Genomic DNA, 23,770 nt, shown 5'->3' with positions numbered 1-23,770 from the left:
GGGGGGGAAGGTCAAGGAATTATGGGATTCCTTCTGGGACTAGCCTTGAGCATTGCCACCATCGTCCAGGGCTGGCGTGCCTACACGGGGCGGTGGCGCGCCTGGATTGGTTTTCCGGGGCTGGTTCCCCGCCTCCGCGCCTACCCGACGCTTGGGATGCTTTACGGGGGAATCGGGCTGCTGGCGGGAACGCTCCTGGTGGGGCTGGACACTGATTCCCTGCCCCGGTTCCTGATCGGGCTGCTCCTGATGGTCTCCATTGCAGGTGTCTGGACCATGCTGCTCAGCGGCGTGTGGCTGCCGCGGTTCATGGTTCCCCGCTGGGTGGAAGCGGCCGAACGCGCCAACGGACTTCGGCCATGAGAGGTCCGGGACACCTGCAACTGGTGCCGCCGGAGCCTGCTGGACTTCCTTCCCACGCCGCCGGAACGCCAGGCCGGCACAACTGACTGCAAACAGGCGCTGCGGTGGGCGCCGTAGAATAGGAACCGTGCTTATTCTCTCCATTGATACCTCCGCAATAGCCAGTGCGGCACTGCTCAACGGGGAAGGGGAGACCTTGGCGTCCTTCGCCACCGAAGACACCCGCTCCCATGCCGAAGTCCTTGCCCCCGGCATTGCCGGCCTGCTGGCCGATGCTTCCGTTGCAGGAACGGACCTGGACGCGCTGGTGGTAGGTGTGGGACCCGGACCCTTCACCGGACTGCGTGCCGGCATCGCCACGGCACGGACCCTTGCGTTCGCCTGGGACAAGCCGCTGCACGGCGTGATGAGCCTCGACGCCATTGCCGTTGACGCCGCCCTGGATGCCTGGCGCCTGGGCATTGACGAGTTCGCCGTGGCCACCGACGCCCGGCGCAAAGAGGTCTACTGGGCCAGCTACCGCAGCACCGGCGGTACCCCCGAGCTGCTGGACGGCCCGCACGTCTCGGATCCCGCCGTCGTTCCCGCCCTTCCGGTCTACGGCGCCGGCGCCGGACTCTACCCGGAGGTCCTGCACGCCGTGGAGAGCTTTGCCGGGGCGCAGCCCACCGCTGGGGCGTTGGGCCGCACCGCCGTCGTCCGCCTGGTCCGGGGACTGCCGCTGCGCAGCAGCACCCCGCTCTACCTGCGCGAATCCGATGCCAAGGTACCCGGCCCGCGGAAGCGCGCACTGTGAGCACTGTGTCCATCCGGCCCATGACCGCCGCGGACATCCCCGCAGTGGACACCCTCGAACGCCGCCTGTTTCCGATCGATGCCTGGCCGCTGCAGATGTTCCACGACGAACTCGCCCAGACCGACACCCGCTCGTATTACGTGGCCGAGGACGCCGCCGGCACGGTCATCGGCTACGCCGGCCTGATGTGCGTCCTGCCCATCGCGGACGTGCAGACCATCGCCGTCGTCCCGGAAAGCGAAGGGGCCGGCATCGGTTCCCGGCTGCTGGCCACCCTGGTGGACGAGGCAAAACAGCGCGGGGCCGAGGACGTTTTGCTGGAAGTGCGGGACGACAACCCGCGCGCCCAGCGCCTCTACCGCTGGTTCGGCTTCGAACAGATCCACATCCGGCCGCGCTATTACCGCGACGGCGCCTCGGCGCTGATCATGCGCCTGCCACTGGCCGCCTGGACCGGGGCGCCTGAGACTGACAAGAACGTGAAGGACAGCAAATGAACCGCACCGAACCTCTGGTGCTTGGCATCGAATCCTCCTGCGACGAAACCGGTATCGGCATTGTCCGGGGTACGCAGCTGCTGACAAATACGGTGTCCTCCTCCATGGACGAGCACGTACGGTTCGGCGGCGTCATCCCCGAGATCGCCTCCCGCGCCCACCTGGACGCCATGGTCCCGGCCCTGCAGGCAGCGCTGGCCGAAGCCGGCGTGGCACTTGCGGACCTCGATGCCATTGCAGTTACCTCCGGCCCCGGGCTCTCCGGCGCGCTGATGGTGGGCGTCAGCGCCGCCAAGGCCCTGGCCCTGGCCACCGGCAAGCCGCTGTACGCGATCAACCACCTGGTGGCCCATGTGGGAGTAGGCGTGCTCGACGGCGGTGCGCTGCCGGACAACCTGGGTGCGCTACTCGTGTCGGGCGGGCATACCGAGATCCTGAAGGTCACCTCCCTGACCTCCGACGTCGAGCTGCTCGGGTCAACCATCGACGACGCCGCCGGTGAGGCCTATGACAAGGTGGCCCGGATTCTCGGGCTGGGCTACCCCGGGGGACCGGCCATTGACCGGCTGGCCCGCGAGGGCAACCCGAAGGCGATCCGCTTCCCGCGCGGCCTGACCCAGCCCAAGTACATGGGGTCTGCCGATGAGCCGGGCCCGCACCGGTACGACTGGTCCTTCTCCGGGCTGAAGACGGCTGTGGCCCGCTGCGTGGAGCAGTACGAAGCCGCCGGACAGCAACTTCCGGTGGCCGACATTGCCGCGTCCTTCCAGGAAGCCGTGGTGGACGTCATCACCGCCAAGGCCGTGCTCGCGTGCACCGAGCATGGCATCACCAATCTGCTGCTGGGCGGGGGAGTGGCAGCCAATTCCCGGCTCCGGGCCCTCACTGCGGAGCGCTGCGCCGCCGCCGGTATTTCGTTGCGGGTGCCGCCCATTTCGCTGTGCACCGACAACGGTGCCATGGTCGCGGCCTTGGGCGCCCAGGTAGTCATGGCCGGCGGGGAACCGTCGGGCATCGGGTTCGGCACCGACCCGTCCCTGCCGGTCACCAGCATCCACCTGGCACCGGCAGGCGTCTGACCGGCAGCCCCTGCAAACGCACGAAGGGCCCTATGCGGAATCCGCATAGGGCCCTTCGCCGTATTTGCTGCCTACGCTCCGCGCAGCGCCTTGATGCCGTCGAACACCACCGCACGCAGGTCGCCGTCGTTCTCCGCGGCGATCCGGCGCTGCCGCTGGTAACCGGCTCCGCGCTCGATGATGGTCCGGACGTCGGCCAGCTCCGCGCTGCAGCCCAGCTCCGCGGCCACCGGTTCCAGCCGGGGCAGCACGTCCTCGAGGAGATGCTCGGTGACCAGCTTTTCGTTGCCGGCGGCATCGAGGATCACGATGGCTTCGAGTCCGTACCGGGCCGCCCGCCACTTGTTTTCCTGCACATGCCACGGCGGCATGGTCGGGACGCTGCCGCCAGCGTCGATGATCGAGGAGAACTCGTGCACCAGGCACTGGGTCAGCGCCGCAATGGCGCCCACGTCGCGGATGTCCGCCAGCCCGTCGCAGACCCGCATCTCAATGGTGCCCAGGCCCGGGACCGGCCGGATGTCCCAGCGGATTTCACTGATGGAATCGATGACGCCGGTGGTGAACATGTCCGCTACGTAGGCTTCGTACTCGTCCCAGGAACCAAACTGGAACGGCAGCCCGGCGGTGGGCAGCTGCTGGAACATCAGCGCACGCTGGGACGCGTAGCCGGTGTCTTCCCCGGACCAGTACGGCGAGGAAGCCGAGAGGGCCTGGAAGTGCGGGAAATAGTTCACCAGGCCGTCCAACACCGGCAGCACCTTGTCCCGGCTGTCCAGACCCACATGGACGTGCACGCCGTAAATCAGCATCTGCTGGCCCCACCACTGGGTGCGGTCAATGAGTTTGGCGTAGCGTTCCTTGTCCGTGACGGGCTGGGACCGCGGGGCACTGAAGGGATGGGATCCGGAGCAGAACAGCTCCACGCCCATCGGGTCGGTCACCCGGCGGACCGCCTCGAGCGAACGGGTGAGGTCCGCCTTGGCCTCGGCCACCGTGGTGCACACCCCGGTCACCAGCTCCACGGTGTTTTCCAGCAGCTCCTGCTTGATGTGCGGGTGCTCTTCATCGGCCCGAAGTGCAGGATCGTTGGCGTTGACACCGGACAGCACCTGGTCCGCTACTGAGACCAGGTCGCCCGTGCGGCCGTCCACGAGGGCGAGTTCCCACTCGACTCCAAGGGTTGACTGCGCGGACTTGGCGAACTCGATTTCCAAACTGTCTCCTGCTTCATGCATTACCAACTAACAGCGCCCGGACCCGCATCTTTGCGCTTGAGAACCTTCCCAATCCTATAGCGGCGGCACACTTGGCCGGACCTGTGACGCAAAACGGGACGGGTCCCTCCCGGCAGCCATAATGGAGGGATGCCGATCCTGAACAAAGACATGACCCTGTGCATTTCCCTGGCCGCCCGGCCGAGCAACATCGGAACCCGTTTCCACAACTACCTGTATGACCGGCTCGGGCTGAATTTCGTCTACAAGGCCTTCGCTCCGGCGGACCTTGCGCAGGCGATCGCGGGGGTGCGCGGGCTGCCCATCCGCGGCTGCGCGGTGTCCATGCCGTACAAGGAGGACGTGATTGCCCTGGTGGACAGGATGGACCCCTCGGCCCGGGCCATCGATTCGGTGAACACCATCGTCAACGACGACGGCGTGCTCACCGCCTACAACACCGATTACCTGGCCATCGCCCGGCTGCTGCGCGACCACAGCGTGCCCTCGTCGCACTCGGTGCTGCTGCGCGGCTCCGGCGGAATGGCCAAGGCCGTGGCCGCGGCCCTGCGGGATGCTGGCTTCTCCGACGTCACCATTGCGGCACGCAACGAGGCCGCCGGGCGGGCGCTCGCGGACCTGTACGACTTCGCCTGGCAACCGGAACCGGGCAGCTCGACGGCGGACCTGCTGATCAACGTGACACCTCTGGGGATGGCCGGGCAGGACGAGCATGTGCAGTCCTTCACCGACGACGCGGTGGCCGCCGCCAAGGTGGTGTTCGACGTCGTCGCCCTCCCGGCGGAAACGCCGCTGATTGCCGCGGCGCGGGCGGCCGGCACACCGGTGATCACAGGAGCGGAAGTCATTGCCATCCAGGCCGAGGAGCAGTTTGTCCTCTACACGGGAGTCCGGCCCACGCCGGAGCAGGTGCGGGAAGCCAGCGAGTTTTCCCGTTCCTGACCGGCAAGGCCCCGGCCGACAGCGGATCCGGCGGCTTCCAGCTGACCTAGGCCGGCGACACCGGTTCCACCACCAGAGCCACCCGGTCCTCCCCGATGCGGGTGAGGACCAGCGTGGCCTTGTTTTCGCCTTTGTTCCCGCCCTTGCCGGAACCGGCAAGCAGGGTCCTGCGCAGCTCCTCCGGCGTGACGGACATGCCCCGTTTTTTGATGTCCAGGACGCCGATCCGGTGTTCCTTCACCCAGGACTTCAGCGCCTTCACGTTGTACGGACGCACCTCAAGGACACGGTAGGCGCGGGCAAACGGGGTCTCACGCAGTTCGGGAGCGCAGATGTAGGCAATGTGCGGATCCAGCAGGTGCCCGTCCAGGGTGGAAGCGACGTCCGCCACCAGCCCGGCCCGGATCACGGCGCCGTCGGGCTCGTAAAGATAGCCCTCGGGCGGGCCGACGGGCACGTCCTGGCTGCCGGCGTCGTAATCCACCGGCGAGGTCAGCTCCGCTGCCCCATGCGGACCGATGACCAGGGCGGCGCGGCGGACACCGCTGCGGCGCAGGGCGTTGAACCACAGGGTGGCTTCGGTGACGTCGCCGTCCACGGAAACCCACTGCGCCTCGCAGTTTGCCGGCAACGCTTCATGGGGGATGCCGGGCCCCATTTTCACGCCCACGGGAAGCCCCGAGTCGGCCAGGGACTCCACGAAGGAAAGCGGCGGGGAAAACGCCTCCGGATCGAAGATGCGGGTGGTGCCGGACGTTGACGTGGTCCGCCGCGCGGGATCCAGCCACACGCCGTCGAACCCGGCCAGGTCGAACTCCTCGGCCTTGCCCTGCACCACGGTGGCCTCGGGCCACGGCATCAGGTTGATCGTGGCTGCGGCGGCGGTGATCTCATCCAGCTCGACGGCGGTCACCTGCCGGTCCAGGGTGGCCAGGGCCAGGGAATCGGCGCCGATCCCGCAGCCGAGGTCCGCCACCTTCACCAGGTCCGCATCCTGGTAGCGACGGGCGTGCAGGGCGGCCACGTTGAGCCGGGTGGCCTGCTCCAACCCCGGGGCCGTGAAGACCATGTGTTCGGCGAACGGGCCGAACTTCGCGCGGGCCTTCATGCGCAGCTTGGCCTGCGTCAGGACGGCGGCCACCAGCTCGGGGGAGTGCCCGGCCTTGCGCAGATCAGTGTTCAGCTTCAGCGACTCGGATTCCAGATAGGGCGGAAGCGAGTTCAGCAGCTGCCATCCCTCGGGGGTCAGAACATGGGCAAGGGAAGTATCAGGCATGCCCTCCAGCCTAGTTCTTCTGTGCTCCGGCACGTTAGCTGTAGGTTAGGCGGCATGAGGAAGATCTCCGCCGAGCCGCTGGCCGCGCTGCGGGCCCGGACCAGTTACAAATGGCAGACCTATCCGGCGGATGTACTGCCATTGTTCGTGGCGGAGATGGACTACCCGCTGGCCGGACCGGTGCAGCAGGCGGTCATTGACCGGGTGCTGGCGTCGGACACGGGCTACATTGCCGGACCCGAACCGGTCGCGGCGGCCTTTGCCGGCTTCGCGGCCCGCACCTGGGGATGGACGGTTGCTCCGCAGGACGTGCGCTGCACCACCGATGTCAGCGTGGCGATAGTGGAGTGCCTGCGGCAGACCGTTCCGGTGGACGGCAGTGTGGTCATCACCCCGCCGGTGTATCCGCCGTTTTTCGAGCTGCCGCTGGAAGCGGATGCCTCCGTGGTGGAGGTCCCCCTGCTGCTGACCGGCGAGGGCTGGAAACTGGACCTGGTGGATATCGAGCGGGCGTTTGCCCGCGGTGCCGATGCGCTGTTGCTCTGCAATCCGCACAACCCGCTGGGCCTGGTGCACTCCGCCGACACCCTGCGGGCGCTCGCAGACCTGTCCGCGAAGTACGGGGTAGCCGTCATCAGCGACGAAATCCATGCTCCTCTGACCTATGCCCAGGGCTCCTTCACTCCATACCTCACTGTCTCGGACAATGCCCGCGAATACGGGCTGTGCGTGACTGCTGCCAGCAAGGCCTGGAACATAGCGGGCACCAAGTGTGCGGTGATGGTGGCCGCGTCCAACCGCACCCGGCTGCAGCTTGCGTCCATGCCGGCGGAAGTCTCGGCCCGCACCAGCATCCTCGGGCTGCATGCCTCGGTTGCCGCCTACAACGACGGCGGTCCCTGGCTGGTCGGGGTGATGGAGTCCCTGGCGGCGAACCGGTCCCTGCTGGGCGAGTTGCTGGCGGACCGGCTGCCAGATGTCGGTTACCGTCCGCCGTCGGCCGGGTACCTGGCCTGGTTGGACTTTGGCAGGGCCGGCTGGGGCGACGATCCCGCCGCTGTGGCCTTGGAACAGGCCCGTGTGGCCCTGGAAACGGGGATGCGGTTCGGCCGGCAGGGCAGGGGGTTTGCCCGATTGAATTTCGCCTGTGCCCCGGATGTCCTCACCGAGGCCGTGGACCGGCTCGCGGCAGTGACCGTCTGAAGCAGTAAAGAGCCGTCTGAAGGACGTGCGCGTTGTCCGCGCCCAGGCATAAACCGCCCAGGCATAAACACTGCCGAGGGCGCCTAGGCGGCCGGGGCGAGGATGCTCAGCTGTCGCGGGGCAAGGGTCTCTGCCGCCGGGCCAAAGGTCAGCACCGGCAGCTCACCTGTCTCGGAACTGCGGGCCAGGCCGGCCAGCGCACCGTCGGTGCTGCTGGCCATCGTCAGGTCCAGCACCACGTTCAGGCCGGGGTGGGCAGAGTTGGCGCGTCGCGCCAGGACGTACAGCACCCTGCAGTTCTGTTCAGTAACCCTCCCGCGCACCACCACCCGCGCCTGCCGGCGGTCCAGGTCGAGCCGGATTGCAACGCGCAGCCTGGGTTCCATGGCAGGTCCTCTCTGTTGATGCGGGGTCTATCAACGTAGGAGCGTGCCCTGGAGCTGCGCAATGCCCGCGGCCGATACTGCTCCTGGGACCGGTGCACTTTGTTGACGGATGCCATGATTCCCGGTATCGCAAGCCCGGTCGATGGGTAGTTCTACCCATCGACGCTTTTGGCCTCCCGTCATACGTTGGGATCGAGACCTCGATCAGGGAGAACAACCAATGCCGCTACACGGCCGCCCCACCGGGCAGGGCAGCACAGGGCAAGGCAGCACGCCGGAAAGCCGCGGGCGGCGCCGGGTTGCGCACCCGCAGCCAGCCTCGCCCTTTGCTGCCCGCAACCGCGCCTCGGGCGTGCTTCCGGAGGCAGTGGACACCCTGACGCTTTCCGTACAGGCAGTGGAGCTGCTCGCGGCAACGGTCAGCCGCGGGGGACTCGACCGGCGTCGTCGTCGGGCACAGCCCGCGGCTGCAGCAGAACTGCAGGAAGCGGGACTGTTGACCGCCGATGCTTTCCTGACCGGCAGGGGACACCGGATGGTCACCCCGTGGCGCCTGGCCGAGCGCAGGCTGGCACTTGGCAGCCGCAGCCCGGGGAACAGTACGAGGCTGGACATCTGGACCGGCGACGGCACGGCGCTGCTGCTGTCCGGATCCGGAACCGGCACGGGGCAGGAGCAGCTGTCCCTTCTCCCGCTGCCCTCCCTGACCCCGGCGCTGGCCCGCCGGACCGCTTCGCCCGAATCCGGTATTGCCGGCGGCTTCACGTCAGGGGAACGCCAGGTCCTGCTCCTCGACGGACAGGAGTACGAGGACCGCATCGCCGGTGCCCGCGTTCCGGTGCCGGAAGGAGCAGGCGCGCAGGTGCAGGCCCTGCTCGAGGCGGACTGGACCGAATGGACCCTGACCGACCAGTCCTCGGGGGAAGGGTTCAGCTGGATCAGTGCGGAAGGACGCGAGCCCCATGCGGCGGACCTGCTGCCCGACGGCGGCACGGCAGTGGAAGCCATCGCGCCGTCCACGCTGCAGGACATCCTTATGTGTATTGTCTACGCCGTGCCGGAACAGCCGGCTCCCGCAGCGCAAATCGGGCGGCCCGCACAGGCGGCGCAGGACTGGTCTTTGCAGCATCACTAAGAACTTGAACGACAAGGGGGAAACAGGGACATGCTGAACGGCTACGACGTGAACACCGAAGGGTGTGCGCGGGTGCTTGCTGAGGTCGAGGACGACCCGGCCAGACAGGAAGCGCTTGCGGCGGTGCAGAACGGCATGGCTGAAGCCCAGGGCGCCTGCAGCGGCGGAACCGGCGCAGTGGCTGAGGCTCTCGGACAGCTGTGGCTCAACACGCTGGCGTTGCAGGCCGAAGCGGCGGAGGCCCGGATATACAACGCCGTGGCAGGAGTCCGGGAGGCGGTAGCCATCATCGCCGAAGCTGACGTGTCCATGGCCGACCAGGCGCGGGCAAGCCTGGCTGAAGTGCATGAGGGTATCTTCCAGGCCCCTCAGCTGAGCGGAGGCCTCTGATGACCATCGATACATCGGGTCTTTTCGGATGGGTGTCCCCCGATGCGGTTGAGGGTGCGGTGCCGGCGATCGGCAAGGGCGGAACGGCCTATTTGCAGAGTGTGGAGGCTGCCGCTGACACGTGGCGGCAGCTGAACACGCACTACCAGGGTGAAGGCGCGGCAGAAATCGTCGAGGTGTTCGGCACGGTGACGCCCCACGCGGAGCTATTGGAGCAGACAGCGCGAGAGGCAGGCCAAACGCTGCTGGACTTCGCTGCGGGGATCCGCTGGCTCCAAAGCCGCCGGGATCAGCTGATGCCCCGGGTACACGCGGCCAACTCCCGCGCCGATGCAACGCAATGCCTGGCACCTGCCGACCTGACCACGCCCCAACCACCGGTGGATTTTATGCTGCCTGCCGAGGTGGTGAAACTCGCGAATGACTACCGGGCGCTTGAGGACGAGACGGCTGCAAAACTCCTCACCGTAGTCGCCGGGGACAACGCGGCGGTCAACCTGGCCACGGACAAGGCCGGTACCGCCCTGCTCGGCCTGGTGGGCGCCGCCGGCAAGGTCGTTACATCACGCCAGACAGTAGTGAAAGTACCCACTCCCGTCCCGGTTTATGTCCGCTACGAGACGCAGGCCGAGAGGGAACGGCACATGGCACGGGGCCGTTGGGTAAAGGATGGGCAATGGAAGATCAGCCCGGTCACCCTGGTGGACCTGCGACCCCAACCCAGCCGGTTCCTGTACAACCACTCGGATCTCTACAAGAACCGGGTGGAAAAGAACCGGTCCAGGTGGGCTACTCCCACCGGCGACTTCTCGGACCTGTCAAAGACGGCCAAGGGCTTCAAAGTCGGCGGCGGTGTACTGACCGTGGCCACGGCAGGCCTGACCATTGCGGACGAACGCCAGGACGCCTACAACGAGCTGCTGCAGGCGAATCCCGGCATGGATCCCGCTGAACTGGATGAGCGTGCCAACGCCATGGGGGCCGTGAAGGGCGGGACCAAGGCGGGAATTGACCTCGCCGCAGCGGGTACGGGGGCGATGATCGGCACGGCGATCGGTGGACCTGTGGGGACGGTAGCCGGGGCCGCGATCGGCATTGGAATCTCATACTTCACCTCGGTGGAGTTCGATTTCCTGGGTGGCAAATCGGTTAAGGATGCCCTGGCGGACAAGGCCATGGATGTGGTGGATGACTTCATGGAGTCGGACATCATGAAGTCGGATGCAGGGCAGGCCGCCCGCAAGGCAGCGGACAATATCGCGGATGTTGCAGGGAAATGCTGGGATAAGCTTTTTGGCGGTTAGCCGGTAGTTTGTGATGGGAAGCACTACGGTGTGCTTCCCCGCGACAGATCCGCGTGGCAGGCTGCCGCGCAGCGGACAGGGGGGACGGTATTGGAATCCGAAAGCAGCGAGTGGGCATTGTTTGCCATCATCTTCCCGTGGGGGTTGCTGCTTTTTGTCGGCGGAATCCTGCTCTACCGCAAAATCTTCGTGGGTTTGATCGTCCTCGACGGTTTCTTACCCGGTAAGCCCTCGCTCGCCTGCACCTATTTGGGCGCATGGCTAATGCTGCTGTCAGCGTCGGACTTCGTGCCGGAGGTCGAGGCGGTCTCGGTTCCCTATACCCTTCTTATGTTCGCCTGCCAGGGCATCGGAATGCTCGGCTGGCTGTGGATGCCCAAGTTCCTGCAACCGGAGTGGATGAAGGAAGGGGACCGGCTGATGGCCCGCGGTGAGGACCGCTACACCCGGGAGTTCCTGAACGGGGGAGGAAAGTCATGACGACGGCTACCGAGGGTTTCAGCTACGAGCGCCGTGACGGGTTCGGGCTGCCCCGCCCGGACCGCTGGGAGCGGGTCGAGGCGCCGGCGGGCATGTTGGCGGTCGCCCATCCGCCCGTCCCGGCGGAAATCTTCCGCCCGAACCTGGTGCTGCGGTGGGCACCTGCCGCCGGTGTGTCGGTAGGGCGGTATGCGACGGCGGCCCTCGCCTCGACGCTGGAACAGATGGACGATGCGCGGATCATTGCCCACGAGCTCTGGTCCCACACTGCCGGCGGCAGGGCGTTTCCGGGGCGGCGCCAGCGGTTCCTGCATCAGGTCGGGGTGCATCCGGTCTGTGTTGACCGCTGGATCTGGATTGCCGGCGGGTACGCGCTGGAGGCGACCGCCAGCTATGCGGTGGAGCAGCACACCGGCATGAAGCTGCTGTTCGAACAGATGATCCGGGATATCACCGTGGACCCGGCCGTGCTGGACGGCACGTCCGTCGCCGACTTGGAGATCAAGGATCTGGACCGCATTGCCCCCCGGGAGCCCCGGCGCGATGAGTTTGCGTCCCGTTGGCTGGGCACCGACGTCGAGGACCTGTCCGGGGTTGCCGGCGCCCAGCCGTACCGCGAAACGGGGGCAGTATTTCCGATTGCCTCCCTTGAACTGCTGGATACCCTCGCGGACAGGGCCCGGCTGGGCCGGTTCCAGCGGAAGGAAGCCGCCGCGCGGCAGCTGCAGTCTGCCGGGCTGCTCACAGCGGAGGGCACGCTGACCTCTGCCGGCGAGCAGTTCCTGACACCCACCCGCGTGAGTGATGCAACGTTCCTGGTGGACGCTGCGGACGGGGCCGGGGGATCGGTGATGCAGGCGTGGATCGGAGGCGGCCTTGCGAAGGTGACAACGGCGCCGTCGCTGTTTTCCGGCTCCCGTGCATCCGGTCCGGAGCTGGGTTCCGACGAGTTGTTCGTTCGCCTCATCCAGGCCAATGCCGTACCGAAGCTGATAGCGGACTGGGCGGGTTTGTCCCCGGCCTGGAGCCTCCCACACGCGCCGCTGCTCCTGCCGAAGCAACATTATCTGGCCCGTCTGGGGGACGCGGGGACCATTGCTCCCAAGGACCTGGACGAGGGCGGAACACGGATGTGGAAGCAGCCGTGGACGCAGTGGCAGGTGGTGGAGGAGCGCACGGGCGGATGGTTCGGATGGGTGAATGCGGGGCCCGCTGGCCAGTACCGGCTGACGCCCGGCCAGGGGGATAACGTCTGCCTGGAGCCGATGTCCTCCGCCGTCGTCTGGGACGTGCTGGTCCGGTTCATCCATGCCTCCGTGGAGGGCGCCCCGCTCCTGCTTCCGGAAGTGCCGGGTTTCAACGGCTAGGCGAAATACACGCCGATCCGGTTGCCCTCGATTTCCTCGATCCGGATATCGATGTCATAGATGTCCTTCAGGACCTCGGGCCGCATGATTTCCGCCGGCGGGCCCTGATGGACCAGGCGGCCTTCGCACATGGCGATGATGTCGTCGGAGTAGCAGGACGCGAAGTTGATGTCGTGGATGACCAGCACCACCGTCTTGCCGAAGTCGTCGGTGAGCCGGCGCAGCAGCCGCATCATTTCCACCGAGTGCTTCATGTCCAGGTTGTTCAGCGGCTCATCCAGCAGCAGGTAGTCGGTGTCCTGCGCCAGCACCATGGCGATGAATGCGCGCTGGCGCTGGCCGCCGGAGAGCTCGTCCACGAACTTGTCCGCCAGGGCGGTCAGGTCCAGGTACTCCATGGCGGTGTCGATGTGGACCTTGTCCTCCGGGCCGGGGCGTCCGCCGTTGTGCGGGTAGCGGCCGAAACCGACCAGGTCCCGCACGGTCAGCCGGACGGTGAGCTGGTTGTCCTGGCGCAGGATCGCCATTTTGCGGGCGAGGTCGCGGCCGGGGGCGGACACGACGTCGAGCCCGTCCACCGTGACCGTCCCCGAGTCCATCCCCAGCAGCCGGCTGATCATGGAGAGCAGCGTGGATTTCCCGGCGCCGTTGGGGCCGATGATGGACGTGATGCCGCCTTCCTTGATCTCGCAGCTGACCCCGTCCACCACGACGGCGGATGAGTAGCGCTTGGTCACGCCGGAAACGGTAATCATGATGCGGGGCCTTTCGGGCGTTGCAGCGGGGACGCGGTCATTTCACCGATCCCCGCAGGAGCAGGATGAGGAAGACGATGCCGCCCACGAATTCGATGACGATGCTCAGGGCGGTATCGAAATCGAAGATCCGCTCCAGCACCAGCTGGCCGCCCACCAGGGCAATGATGCCCAGGAGCACGGCTATCGGCAGGACAGCGGCGTGTCGGAAGTGGGCGCACAGCTGGTAGGCGAGGGACGCGACGAGCAGTCCGAAGAACGTCACCGGGCCCACCAGTGCGGTGGAGACGGCCACCAGTACGGAGCAGATCACCAGGGTGGCGGTGACCGCGCGTTTGTGGTCGACGCCGAGGTTGATCGCCGTCTCCCGTCCCAGCGCCAGGACATCGAAGGAGTGGCGCATGCGCCAGGCAATGACGGACACTGCGGCGACGGCCACGGCGGAGTAACCCAGCAGTCCGGCGTCCACGTTGTTGAAGCTGGCGAAGAACAGGTCCTGCAGGATGATGAATTCGCTCGGGTCGATCAGCCGCTGCAGCAGCGAGGAAAAGCCGCGGAACATGGTGCCGAAGACAATGCCCACCAGCAGCATCAGGTGCAGCGATTTTCCGCCGCCGGTGAAGAGCCACCGGTAGAGCAGGAACGAGAATCCCACCATCAGCAGCACCTCGAGGGCGAAGCGGACGGGGGCACCCAGGGACAGCAGGGCTCCGCCGCCCAGCGCGAAAACCAGGACGGTCTGGATCAGCACGTAGAGTGCGTCGAAGCCCATGATCGAGGGGGTGAGGATCCGGTTGGCGGTGACCGTCTGGAACAGCACGGTGGAGACGCCGACGGCGTAGGCCACCAGGATCATCGAACCCACCTTCACGGCCCGGCGGGGCAGGATGTAGCCCAGGTTGCCGCGCAGTTCGATGGTCATGAACACCGTCACGAGGACGGCGGCGACCACGCCCAGGGTGATGATCCAGAATGCTGCCGGTACGGACCGGACCGGCCGGCGCCGGTGTTCGGTCACCGCTGCGGGCAGGGCACTGGGGGAGGCTTCAGGCACGGGAACCCCGTTTGCGCAGGAGGAGGTACAGGAAAATGACGCTGCCGACGGCGGAAACCACCACGCCCACGGGAATTTCATAGGGGTAGCGGATGGTGCGTCCGATGATGTCGCACACCAGGACGAATCCCGCACCGAAGACCGCTACCCAGGGGACGGCCCGGCGCACGTTGTCGCCGATCAGCAGGGAAACCAGGTTGGGCACGATCAGGCCGAGGAAGGGAATGGACCCCACATTGACCACCACCACGGCGCTGATCAGCGAGACGATGACCAGTCCCAGGGCCATCACCCGGTTGTAGTTCAGCCCCAGGTTGGTGGTGAAGTCCTGTCCCATGCCCGCTACGGTGAAGCGGTCGGCCGCGAGGTAGCCGACCAGCGCCAGTGCCCCCACGATCCACAGGAGCTCGTAGCGGCCCCGCAGGACGCCGGAGAAGTCGCCGATCATCCAGCTGTTGAGGGTCTGCAGCAGGTCCGTGCGGTAGGCGAAAAACGTGGTGACGGCGGAAATGACCCCGCCCAGCATGATGCCCACCAGGGGGACGATCAGGGTGTTGCGCAGCGGTATCCGGCGCAGCACCAGCAGGAACAGCGCGGTGCCGGCGGCGGCGAACACGGCGGCCGTGGACATTTTCAGGAACATGGACGCGCCGGGCAGCAGGACGGTCACGGCCAGGATGCCCAGCTGGGCCGATTCGACCGTTCCCACCGTGGAGGGTTCAACGAACTTGTTGCGGGCCATGAGCTGCATGATGAGGCCGGCAATGCTCAGCGCCACACCCGCCAGGATGATGCTCAGCGTGCGCGGCAGCTGGCTGGCCCAGAACAGCATGCGCGTGGTGGGGTCACCGCCGAGCAGTGAGGACAGCGACAGGTCGCCCACGCCTACGAAGAGGCTCACGGCGGCGAGGACAACGACGGCGCCGGCACCGGCGGCAAGTCCGGCTGCGGAACGCACAAAGCGCCGCCGTTCCGTGGAAGCGGCGGCGGGCGCGGGTGCCGGGTGTTTGGCGGGCACGGCGGTGGCGGTCATAGGGAGTCCAGTTCCTCCGCGGCCCGGCACGGGTGCCGGGCCGCGGAGTGTGAAGAAGTGCGGCTAGAGAGCGTCGTGGATGGTGGAAACCATGGTCTCCACGTTGTTCAGGCCGTAGCCGACCAGGTACCAGCTGGCGGAATCCAGCATGGTGATCTTGCCGTTCTGTGCAGCCTTGGTGCTCTGGACCAGCTCGTTGTCCAGCACGGCGGAGGCAGCCTGTCCGGATTCGCCCACGGCCACGTCGCGGTCAATCACGAACAGGTGGTCCGGGTTGGTGTCGGCGATGTAGTTGAAGGAGACGGACTCGCCGTGGGTGCCTTCGGACTTCACTTCGGAGGCCGGTTCCACGCCGAGCACGTCGTGGACGATGCCGAAGCGGGAGCCGGCGCCGTAGGCGGTCATTTCGCCGCCGCTCGTCATCACGATCAGGCCGTTGCCCGCATCTGCAGCCAGCGTCTTGGTGTCCTCGACCTTGCCGTCAAGGGCGGAGAGCTTCTCTTCGACGAGGTCTTCCTTGTCGAAGATCTTCCCGATGGTCCGGGTGTTTTCCTCGAAGGAGTTCCACGCATCGGCGTTGTCCACGCTCAGGTCGATGGTCGGGGCAATCTTGCTCAGTTCCCCGTAGGAGTCGGCAACGCGGCCGGAAATGATGATCAGGTCCGGAGCCTCGGCGCTGATGGCCTCGAAGTCCGGCTCCTTCATGCTGCCGATCTTGGTGACGTCGTCGGCACCGTATTTGGAAAGGCTCTCGGGGAAGTTGGCGGCCGGTACGCCGTCGACGTCGATGTCGAGGGCGTCCATGGTATCGAGCGCGCCGAGGTCGAAGGTGTAGACGGTTTCCGGGTTCACCGGAACTTCGGTGCTGCCCTGGGCGTGCTCAACCGTCACGGTTGAGGCCTGTGTGGCCTCGGCATCGGCTTCTGCTGCATCGGTGGAGCAGGCGCTGAGCGCAAGGAGGGACACAAGGGCAGTGCCGGCCAGCAGGCGGGACTTGGTGATCATGGGGGCTCCGGTAAGAGTCGATGTACCCGTTCAGGGAATAGGGCACAGAAATGTTTTCTAATGATGCGCGCAGATGAAAACTATCGGGTTAGGTGAGCCTAAGCAAATCCCGTGTCGGGAGATATCGGCCCTTCACGGGTCGGGGCGGCGGCCTTGGACGGTGTGCCTGGAGGCGTGGCGCGCCATGGACCCCTGTCCGGCGCTGGCACTCACCTTGACCGAGTGCTAACCGTTGCATAAAGTCTGACTTAGCACTCCGAACGTGAGGGTGCTAACTCCCGAAGGGACAGCGCGAACCGGCACCGCGACGACGGCCAGCGCCAACCGACGGCCCCATTCCGTTAGAAACTACGCAAAGGAGAGCCCGAGTGTCGGTCTCTATTAAGCCCCTTGAAGATCGTATTGTTGTCCGCCCGCTCGAAGCCGAGCAGACCACTGCTTCCGGCCTCGTTATCCCGGACACTGCCAAGGAAAAGCCCCAGGAGGGCGAAGTAGTTGCAGTTGGACCCGGCCGCGTTGACGACAACGGCAACCGCGTTCCGGTTGACGTTGCCGAAGGCGACGTAGTCATCTACTCCAAGTACGGCGGAACCGAAGTCAAGCACGGTGGCCAGGAGTACCTGGTGCTGTCCGCCCGCGACGTGCTGGCCGTCGTCGTAAAGTAGTTCCCCCTGAAAACCCCGGCCACAATCCTGGCCGGGGTTTTCTGATGTAGGTGCAGATGTAGTTGTCGGAAAGGACACACACATGGCAAAGCAGTTGGAGTTCAATGACTCCGCCCGTCGATCGCTGGAAGCCGGCGTCGATAAGCTCGCCAACGCGGTCAAGGTGACCCTCGGCCCGCGCGGCCGCAACGTCGTCCTGGCCAAGACCTGGGGCGCTCCCACCATCACCAACGACGGCGTCACGATTGCCCGCGAAGTCGAGCTCGATGACCCGTACGAAAACCTTGGTGCACAGCTGGCCAAGGAAGTAGCCACCAAGACCAACGATGTTGCCGGTGACGGCACCACCACCGCTACCGTCCTGGCCCAGGCCCTGGTGAAGGAAGGCCTGCGCAACGTAGCCGCCGGAGCCGCTCCGGCCCAGCTCAAGCGCGGCATCGAGGTGTCCGTGGACGCCGTTGCCAAGCGGCTGCTGGAAAACGCCAAGCCGGTTGAAGGCAACCAGGTGGCCCACGTGGCCGCCATCTCCGCGCAGAGCACCGAGATCGGTGAACTGCTCGCCCAGGCCTTCGACACCGTCGGCAAGGACGGCGTGATCACCATCGAGGAATCCTCCTCGACGCAGACCGAACTGGCCATCACCGAGGGCATGCAGTTCGACAAGGGCTACCTCTCCCCGTACTTCGTCACGGACCCGGAGCGCCAGGAAGCGGTGCTCGAAGATGCACTGATCCTGATCAACTCCGGCAAGATCTCCTCGGTTGCCGAGTTCCTGCCGCTGCTGGAAAAGGCGCTGCAGGCCTCCAAGCCGCTGTTCATCATTGCCGAAGACGTCGACGGCGAGGCCCTGTCCACGCTGGTGGTCAACAAGATCCGCGGCACGCTGAACGTGGTTGCCGTCAAGGCTCCGGGCTTCGGTGACCGCCGCAAGGCCATGATGCAGGACATTGCGACCCTCACCGGTGCGCAGGTGGTCAGCCCCGACCTCGGCCTGAAGCTGGACCAGGTCGGACTGGAGGTCCTGGGCTCCGCCCGCCGGATCACCGTCACCAAGGACAACACCACCATTGTTGACGGCGCCGGCTCCGAAGCCGACGTCGCCGACCGCGTGGCGCAGATCCGTGCCGAGATCGAGCGCACGGATTCGGACTGGGACCGCGAGAAGCTGCAGGAACGCCTGGCCAAGCTCTCCGGCGGCATCGGCGTCATCCGCGTCGGCGCAGCCACCGAAGTTGAGCTGAAGGAAAAGAAGCACCGCATCGAAGATGCAGTGTCCTCCACCCGTGCAGCCCTCGAGGAAGGCATCGTGGCCGGCGGCGGTTCCGCGCTGGTCCACGCCTCGCAGGCACTGGACACCGATCCGGAGGTGCTGAAGCTGGAAGGCGACGCCGCCACCGCCGTCGGGCTGGTGCGCCGTGCCCTGGCCCAGCCGCTGCGCTGGATTGCCGAGAATGCCGGCTCCGAAGGCATGGTCGTTGTCGCCAAGGTTGGTGAGCTGAAGGTCAACAACGGCTTCAACGCCGCCACCGGCGAGTACGAAGACCTGATTGCCGCCGGCATCATCGACCCGGTCAAGGTCACCCGTTCGGCCCTGCGCAACGCCGCCTCGATTGCTTCGCTGGTGCTCACCACCGAAGCCCTCGTGGTGGAGAAGCCGGCCGAAGACGACGAAGACCACGGCCACCAGCACTAGCAGGTAAGCCGCCTCGTCAGGCACCAAGCCCCGCCCTGGAAACCTTTCCGCGGCGGGGCTTTGTGCTGTCCGGCTGCGGGAGCCGGCGCCGCAGCCGGTAAGCTCTTTCGGTTGTTTGTTCCACAATCTGAAAGGGCACCGGGTGCCGGAGAAACACACGCAGGACCGGACCGGGGGAACGCCCGACACCACGGCGGAGCGGCGGTACCGGCCGGAAGTGCAGGGCCTGCGCGCCCTGGCAGTGCTGCTGGTGGTGGTGTACCACGTGTGGCTGGACCGGGTGTCCGGCGGCGTGGACATCTTCCTGCTGGTTTCCGCGTTCCTGCTGACCGGTTCCTTTGCCCGGAAGGTGGAGGCGGGCGGCCCGCTGCAGTTGGGCCGGTACTGGCTGCACCTCTTCCAGCGCCTGCTGCCGTCCGTGGCCGTTGTCCTTCTGGCCGTGCTGGCGGCAGCCCGCCTGCTGCTGCCCGCCAGTGACTGGGGCGGCATCTTCCAGCAGGCGTGGTCCTCGCTCTTCTATGTGCAGAACTGGACGCTGGCCAACAGTTCCGTGGACTACTACGCCCGTGACCACAGCAGCGCCAGCCCGCTGCAGCACTTCTGGTCCCTCTCGGTCCAAGGCCAGGTATTCATTCTCTGGCCCCTGCTTTTTGCCGCTGCGGCCGCAGCCGCGGCCGCCTTCGGGTGGCGTTACCGGCTGGTCCTGCTGGGCGTTTTCGGTACCGTTTTCTCAGCCTCGCTGGTTTTTTCCATCTGGGAAACCGCCACCAACCAGGCCTATGCCTACTTCGATACCCGCACCCGCCTGTGGGAGTTTGCGCTCGGCTCGCTGCTGGCCCTGGCGCTGCCGTACCTTCGCCCGCGGCGCCTGGCCAGGATCCTGATGGGCTGGACCGGCGTCGCCGGAATGCTCAGCTGCGGTTTGCTGCTGCAGGTCCAGCAGCAGTTCCCGGGCTACATAGCCCTGTGGCCGCTGCTGTCCGCCGCACTGATCATCGCGGCGGGGGAAACCGGCAGCCGCGCCGGAGCGGACCGCTTCCTGTCCTCGCCCGCGCTGGTGAAGCTGGGCAACAACTCCTACGGCCTCTACCTGTGGCACTGGCCGGTGCTGGTCCTCTGGCTGGTGTATTCCGGCCAGGACGCCGCGGGCCTGGCCGACGGCGCGGCAGTGGTTGCGGTATCCCTGGTCCTGGCCGTGCTGAGCACCCGGTTCGTGGAAAAACCGCTGCGCAACCGGAGATGGAGCGCAGCCGGGCGCTGGCGTTCCGCCGTCGTTATTGCCGCGTTGCTGGCGGTGGTCGCCGCCCCGCTGTCCGCCTGGCAGCGCCAGGTGCACTCGAACCAGATCAAGGTCATGAGCCAGGGCGTCGCGGACAACCCGGGAGCCCTCGCTCTGGATCCGGCCTTCGTGCAGGCAGCGTCCACGGAAGCGGTGCTCAAACCTTCCGTCAGCGGTGTGGGCAAGGAATGGGCAGACTTCGACGGGGCGTGCGCGCCGGAGTATGCGCCAACCGATCCGCTGCTGGAAAAGTGCCTGGAGATCGGTTCGGCCGAAACCGCCGTGCGCACCATCGTGGTGCTGGGGGACTCCCACGCCCAGCAGTGGATGGCGGCGATGGGGCCGGTGGCGGAGACCAACAACTGGCACCTGGTCACCGTGCTGAAGCCCGGCTGCCGTTACGGGGCCGAGGTGCCTGAACGAAGTGACGAGTGCAACGCCTTCAACGCCGCGGCCGCCCGCTATGTCCTGGACACGGCCCCGGACGGCGTTTTCACCGTGGCATCGCTCACAAGGGAAAGCTCCCCGGACGAGATTCTGGTCCCGGGCTATGACGAGGGAATCCGGCCGTTCGCCGAGGCCGGCATCGATGTCATTGCGCTGCGCGACAATCCGCGTTTTGAGTACGACATGGTCAAATGCCTCGAAAGCCACCAGCTCGACGCTGAAAGCTGCGCCCTTCCGCGCAGCCGGGTGCTGGCACCCGTTTCACCGCTGGAGGGCTTGTCCGCGCGGATTCCTGGGACCGCCGCGGTGGACATGAGCGACCAGCTGTGCACGCAGGAGCAGTGCCCGGGCATCGTGGGCAACATGCTGGTGTACATGGACCACGACCACCTGGGCAAGACCTACCTGAAGACCACGGCGCGGGTGCTGTCCCAGCGCATTCTGGCCGCGACCGGCTGGGATGGCGTTCCCGTCCCGGCAGAAGGATACGAACCGCTGGAATAGGGGGATGGCCTCTTTCGTTTTAGGATAGGTACAGGCTAAATCGGGCCTTTTCCTTCCTCTCATCCCCCCGAAAGAGGCGCAGCTTTGAGTCAGCAGTACCCAGAACATGATCCGTTCGGCTTCGTCGGCCTGACCTACGACGACGTCCTCCTGCTGCCTGGCCCGACGGACGTCATCCCCTCCGAGGCGGACACCAGCTCACGCCTCTCCAAGCGCATCACCGTGCAGACTCCGCTGCTCTCGGCCGCCATGGATACCGTCACCGAGTCCCGCATGGCCATCGCCATGGCCCGCCAGGGCGGCCTCGGCGTGATCCACCGGAACCTGTCCATCGCGGACCAGGCGGAGCACGTGGACCGGGTCAAGCGCAGCGAATCGGGCATGATCACCAACCCGGTCACCATTTCCCCCGGAGCCACCCTGCGCGAACTCGATGACCTGTGCGCGCATTTCCGCGTCTCCGGCCTGCCGGTGGTCGATGAGGAAAACACCCTGCTGGGCATCGTCACCAACCGCGACACGCGTTTCATCCCCGTGTCCGAGTACCCGAACCGCAAGGTCGAGGAAGTGATGACGCGGATGCCGCTCATCACCGGCCGGGTGGGGATCAGCGCCGAGGAAACCGTTGAGCTGCTGGGAAAGAACCGCATTGAGAAGCTGCCGCTGGTGGACGACAACGGCAAGCTGCAGGGACTGATCACGGTCAAGGACTTCGACAAGGCCGAGCAGTACCCGCTGGCCACGAAGGATGACGAAGGCCGGCTGCGCGTCGGTGCGGCCATCGGTTTCTTCGGTGACGGCTACGAGCGCGCCATGGCCATGGTGGAGGCCGGCGTCGACATCCTGGTGGTGGACACCGCCAACGGCCACAGCGCGGGCGTGCTGGAAATGATTGCCCGCCTCAAGAAGGATCCGGCAGCCGCGCACGTGGACATCATCGGCGGCCAGGCCGCCACCCGCGAAGGTGCCCAGGCCCTGATTGATGCCGGCGCGGATGCCATCAAGGTAGGCGTGGGCCCCGGCTCCATCTGCACCACCCGCGTGGTGGCCGGTGTCGGCGTTCCGCAGATTACCGCCATCTACGAAGCCTCCAAGGCTGCCATCCCCGCCGGAGTCCCGCTTATTGCGGACGGCGGCCTGCAGTACTCGGGCGACATCGGCAAGGCCATCGTGGCCGGCGCCGACACCGTGATGCTGGGCGGGCTGCTGGCCGGCTCCGCCGAAAGCCCGGGCGACCTGGTGTTCGTGAACGGCAAGCAGTTCAAGTCCTACCGCGGCATGGGCTCCCTCGGCGCCATGCAGTCCCGCGGCAAGAACACCTCCTACTCCAAGGACCGCTACTTCCAGGCCGACGTGCCCAGCGACGAGAAGCTGATCCCGGAAGGCATCGAAGGCCAGGTGCCGTACCGCGGCCCGCTTTCAGCCGTGGCACACCAGCTGGTGGGCGGCCTGCGCCAGACCATGTTCTACACCGGCGCACGCACCATCCCCGAGCTGAAGGCCAAGGGCAAGTTTGTCCGCATCACGCCCGCCGGCCTCAAGGAATCCCACCCGCACGACATCATGATGACGGTCGAAGCCCCGAACTACGGTTCGCGCCGCTAGGCAGCCCGCCCGTCCGCCAAAGGCAGCCGCCGCGCTACTGCGCTGCGGCTGCCTTTTGCTTTCCGGTCTTTTACTGCGGGTGCCGGACACTTTAAGGCAGCGCGCGCCTGCTGGGATAACCTAGGGAGCGTGAGTAACGAGATTGAAATTGGCCGTGGCAAGCAAGGGCGCAGAGCCTACTCCCTGGATGATGTGGCAATCGTGCCCTCGCGGCGTACCCGCGACCCGCAGGATGTCTCGATCAACTGGCAGATAGACGCCTATCAGTTCGAGATGCCGGTTATCGGCGCGCCGATGGACTCGGTAATGTCCCCGGCTTCCGCCATTGCCCTGGGCAAGCTGGGCGGGCTGGGCGTACTGAACCTTGAAGGCCTCTGGACCAGGTACGAAGACCCGCAGCCGCTGCTGGACGAAATTGCCGAGCTGAGCCGCGACAACTTCAACCCCGCCGCCACCCGCCGCCTGCAGGAAATCTACGACGCACCCATCCGCGCCGAACTGATCAGCTCCCGGCTGGCCGAGATGCGGGAGGCGGGCGTGACCGTGGCGGGATCGCTCACGCCGCAGCGCACCCAGCAGTTCTACAAGACGGTCCTGGCCGCCGGCGTCGACGTGTTCGTTATCCGCGGCACCACGGTCTCGGCCGAGCACGTGTCCAAGAACGTGGAACCCCTGAACCTGAAGCAGTTCATCTACGAACTGGACGTCCCGGTCATTGTCGGCGGAGCCGCCGGCTACACCCCGGCCCTGCACCTGATGCGCACCGGCGCGGCCGGCGTCCTGGTCGGCTTCGGCGGCGGTGCCACCACCACCACCCGCCGCGCCCTGGGCATCCACGCCCCCATGGCCACCGCTATTTCGGACATTGCCGAGGCCCGCCGGGACTACATGGACGAGTCCGGCGGCCGGTACGTGCACGTTATTGCCGACGGCGGCATGGGTACCAGCGGCGACATCATCAAGGCTTTCGCCATGGGGGCCGACGCCGTGATGCTCGGCTCTGCGCTGGCCCGTGCCGAAGAAGCACCGGGCCAGGGCTGGCACTGGGGGCAGGAAGCACACCACAGCGAACTGCCGCGCGGCGACAGGGTCCGGCTGGACACCGTGGGACCGCTGAAGGAAGTCCTCTGGGGTCCCTCGCACCACACCAACGGCACCTCCAACCTGATGGGCGCCCTGCGCCGGGCCATGGCCACCACCGGCTATTCGGACCTGAAGGCATTCCAGCGTATTGAGGTGCTGGTTTCCCCGTACCAGTACAACCTTTAATTACC

General features: G+C 66.4%; 23 protein-coding genes. 16 read left to right on the top strand and 7 right to left on the bottom strand.

The annotated features are described in order from the left end of the window. Positions 1 to 21: 21 nt before the first annotated feature. From AC5RUF_RS06045 to tsaD, 4 genes are all read left to right on the top strand, one after another. Positions 22 to 363, top strand: coding sequence for a hypothetical protein (locus AC5RUF_RS06045; RefSeq protein WP_494130008.1), 342 nt, complete (start codon positions 22 to 24; stop codon positions 361 to 363). 127 nt (positions 364 to 490) lie between these two features. Then, the gene (gene tsaB / locus AC5RUF_RS06040) at positions 491 to 1,159 is read left to right on the top strand and encodes a tRNA (adenosine(37)-N6)-threonylcarbamoyltransferase complex dimerization subunit type 1 TsaB (protein WP_494130007.1); all 669 of its coding nucleotides are present in this window, start codon (positions 491 to 493) and stop codon (positions 1,157 to 1,159) included. 20 nt (positions 1,160 to 1,179) lie between these two features. After that, positions 1,180 to 1,656, top strand: coding sequence for a ribosomal protein S18-alanine N-acetyltransferase (gene rimI / locus AC5RUF_RS06035; protein WP_493997094.1), 477 nt, complete (start codon positions 1,180 to 1,182; stop codon positions 1,654 to 1,656). Further along, positions 1,653 to 2,735 (top strand): tRNA (adenosine(37)-N6)-threonylcarbamoyltransferase complex transferase subunit TsaD, encoded by a 1,083-nt coding sequence (gene tsaD / locus AC5RUF_RS06030; RefSeq protein ID WP_494130006.1) that lies wholly within the window; start codon positions 1,653 to 1,655, stop codon positions 2,733 to 2,735. Before rimI ends, tsaD begins: the two co-directional genes overlap by 4 nt. 71 nt (positions 2,736 to 2,806) lie before the next feature. On the opposite strand, the gene AC5RUF_RS06025 is transcribed toward tsaD, so the two are convergent. Continuing rightward, positions 2,807 to 3,952 (bottom strand): glutamate--cysteine ligase, encoded by a 1,146-nt coding sequence (locus tag AC5RUF_RS06025; RefSeq protein ID WP_494130005.1) that lies wholly within the window; start codon positions 3,950 to 3,952, stop codon positions 2,807 to 2,809. A gap of 150 nt (positions 3,953 to 4,102) precedes the next feature. Here AC5RUF_RS06025 and AC5RUF_RS06020 point away from each other — a divergent pair, with 150 nt between their 5' ends. Next, positions 4,103 to 4,915, top strand: a complete 813-nt coding sequence (locus AC5RUF_RS06020; protein ID WP_494130004.1) for a shikimate 5-dehydrogenase — start codon at positions 4,103 to 4,105, stop codon at positions 4,913 to 4,915. A 46-nt stretch (positions 4,916 to 4,961) separates the two neighbouring features. On the opposite strand, the gene AC5RUF_RS06015 is transcribed toward AC5RUF_RS06020, so the two are convergent. Further along, positions 4,962 to 6,191 (bottom strand): class I SAM-dependent methyltransferase, encoded by a 1,230-nt coding sequence (locus AC5RUF_RS06015; protein WP_493997091.1) that lies wholly within the window; start codon positions 6,189 to 6,191, stop codon positions 4,962 to 4,964. A 54-nt stretch (positions 6,192 to 6,245) separates the two neighbouring features. Here AC5RUF_RS06015 and AC5RUF_RS06010 point away from each other — a divergent pair, with 54 nt between their 5' ends. Further along, positions 6,246 to 7,394 (top strand): MalY/PatB family protein, encoded by a 1,149-nt coding sequence (locus AC5RUF_RS06010; RefSeq protein ID WP_493997092.1) that lies wholly within the window; start codon positions 6,246 to 6,248, stop codon positions 7,392 to 7,394. Between the two features lie 83 nt (positions 7,395 to 7,477). Here AC5RUF_RS06010 and AC5RUF_RS06005 read toward each other — a convergent pair whose 3' ends face one another. Next, positions 7,478 to 7,780: a hypothetical protein gene (locus AC5RUF_RS06005; RefSeq protein WP_493997093.1), complete on the bottom strand. Its 303-nt coding sequence runs from the start codon at positions 7,778 to 7,780 to the stop codon at positions 7,478 to 7,480. 220 nt (positions 7,781 to 8,000) lie between these two features. Here AC5RUF_RS06005 and AC5RUF_RS06000 point away from each other — a divergent pair, with 220 nt between their 5' ends. The 5 genes from AC5RUF_RS06000 (at position 8,001) to AC5RUF_RS05980 (ending at position 12,456) form a co-directional block, all read left to right on the top strand. Continuing rightward, positions 8,001 to 8,915: a hypothetical protein gene (locus AC5RUF_RS06000; RefSeq protein WP_494130003.1), complete on the top strand. Its 915-nt coding sequence runs from the start codon at positions 8,001 to 8,003 to the stop codon at positions 8,913 to 8,915. 30 nt (positions 8,916 to 8,945) lie between these two features. Next, on the top strand, positions 8,946 to 9,305 hold the full coding sequence (locus AC5RUF_RS05995; protein WP_493998170.1) for a hypothetical protein: 360 nt from the start codon (positions 8,946 to 8,948) through the stop codon (positions 9,303 to 9,305). Further along, positions 9,305 to 10,609, top strand: coding sequence for a hypothetical protein (locus tag AC5RUF_RS05990; protein WP_493998171.1), 1,305 nt, complete (start codon positions 9,305 to 9,307; stop codon positions 10,607 to 10,609). Before AC5RUF_RS05995 ends, AC5RUF_RS05990 begins: the two co-directional genes overlap by 1 nt. Before the next feature lie 90 nt (positions 10,610 to 10,699). After that, positions 10,700 to 11,089, top strand: a complete 390-nt coding sequence (locus AC5RUF_RS05985; protein ID WP_494130002.1) for a hypothetical protein — start codon at positions 10,700 to 10,702, stop codon at positions 11,087 to 11,089. Beyond that, the gene (locus AC5RUF_RS05980; protein WP_494130001.1) at positions 11,086 to 12,456 is read left to right on the top strand and encodes a hypothetical protein; all 1,371 of its coding nucleotides are present in this window, start codon (positions 11,086 to 11,088) and stop codon (positions 12,454 to 12,456) included. The genes AC5RUF_RS05985 and AC5RUF_RS05980 overlap by 4 nt, the downstream gene beginning before the upstream one ends. On the opposite strand, the gene AC5RUF_RS05975 is transcribed toward AC5RUF_RS05980, so the two are convergent. From AC5RUF_RS05975 to AC5RUF_RS05960, 4 genes are all read right to left on the bottom strand, one after another. Then, a complete protein-coding gene (locus AC5RUF_RS05975) occupies positions 12,453 to 13,211 on the bottom strand; it encodes an iron ABC transporter ATP-binding protein (protein WP_493996784.1) in 759 nt (252 codons plus the stop codon). The genes AC5RUF_RS05980 and AC5RUF_RS05975 overlap by 4 nt on opposite strands. 37 nt (positions 13,212 to 13,248) lie before the next feature. Beyond that, positions 13,249 to 14,265 (bottom strand): iron chelate uptake ABC transporter family permease subunit, encoded by a 1,017-nt coding sequence (locus AC5RUF_RS05970; protein ID WP_494130000.1) that lies wholly within the window; start codon positions 14,263 to 14,265, stop codon positions 13,249 to 13,251. Then, positions 14,258 to 15,298, bottom strand: coding sequence for an ABC transporter permease (locus tag AC5RUF_RS05965; protein WP_494129999.1), 1,041 nt, complete (start codon positions 15,296 to 15,298; stop codon positions 14,258 to 14,260). Before AC5RUF_RS05965 ends, AC5RUF_RS05970 begins: the two co-directional genes overlap by 8 nt. Positions 15,299 to 15,361: 63 nt before the next feature. Then, positions 15,362 to 16,303 carry a siderophore ABC transporter substrate-binding protein gene (locus AC5RUF_RS05960; RefSeq protein ID WP_494129998.1) on the bottom strand — a complete coding sequence of 314 codons (942 nt, stop codon included), beginning with the start codon at positions 16,301 to 16,303 and terminating at the stop codon, positions 15,362 to 15,364. A 368-nt stretch (positions 16,304 to 16,671) separates the two neighbouring features. Here AC5RUF_RS05960 and groES point away from each other — a divergent pair, with 368 nt between their 5' ends. The 5 genes from groES (at position 16,672) to AC5RUF_RS05935 (ending at position 23,765) form a co-directional block, all read left to right on the top strand. Continuing rightward, a complete protein-coding gene (gene groES, locus AC5RUF_RS05955; protein ID WP_087076694.1) occupies positions 16,672 to 16,968 on the top strand; it encodes a co-chaperone GroES in 297 nt (98 codons plus the stop codon). A gap of 82 nt (positions 16,969 to 17,050) precedes the next feature. Further along, entirely contained in the window at positions 17,051 to 18,661 is a 1,611-nt protein-coding gene (groL, locus tag AC5RUF_RS05950) for a chaperonin GroEL (RefSeq protein ID WP_493996442.1), read from the top strand. 142 nt (positions 18,662 to 18,803) lie between these two features. Further along, positions 18,804 to 20,891 (top strand): acyltransferase family protein, encoded by a 2,088-nt coding sequence (locus AC5RUF_RS05945; protein WP_494129997.1) that lies wholly within the window; start codon positions 18,804 to 18,806, stop codon positions 20,889 to 20,891. Positions 20,892 to 20,975: 84 nt separating this feature from the next. Then, positions 20,976 to 22,496 carry an IMP dehydrogenase gene (guaB, locus tag AC5RUF_RS05940; RefSeq protein WP_493996440.1) on the top strand — a complete coding sequence of 507 codons (1,521 nt, stop codon included), beginning with the start codon at positions 20,976 to 20,978 and terminating at the stop codon, positions 22,494 to 22,496. A 129-nt stretch (positions 22,497 to 22,625) separates the two neighbouring features. Next, positions 22,626 to 23,765: a GuaB3 family IMP dehydrogenase-related protein gene (locus AC5RUF_RS05935; protein WP_493996439.1), complete on the top strand. Its 1,140-nt coding sequence runs from the start codon at positions 22,626 to 22,628 to the stop codon at positions 23,763 to 23,765. Positions 23,766 to 23,770: the final 5 nt, after the last annotated feature.

It is taken from the genome of Arthrobacter sp. Y3224198, assembly GCF_059090025.1.
This window is presented reverse-complemented; position numbering and strand designations above follow the sequence as displayed.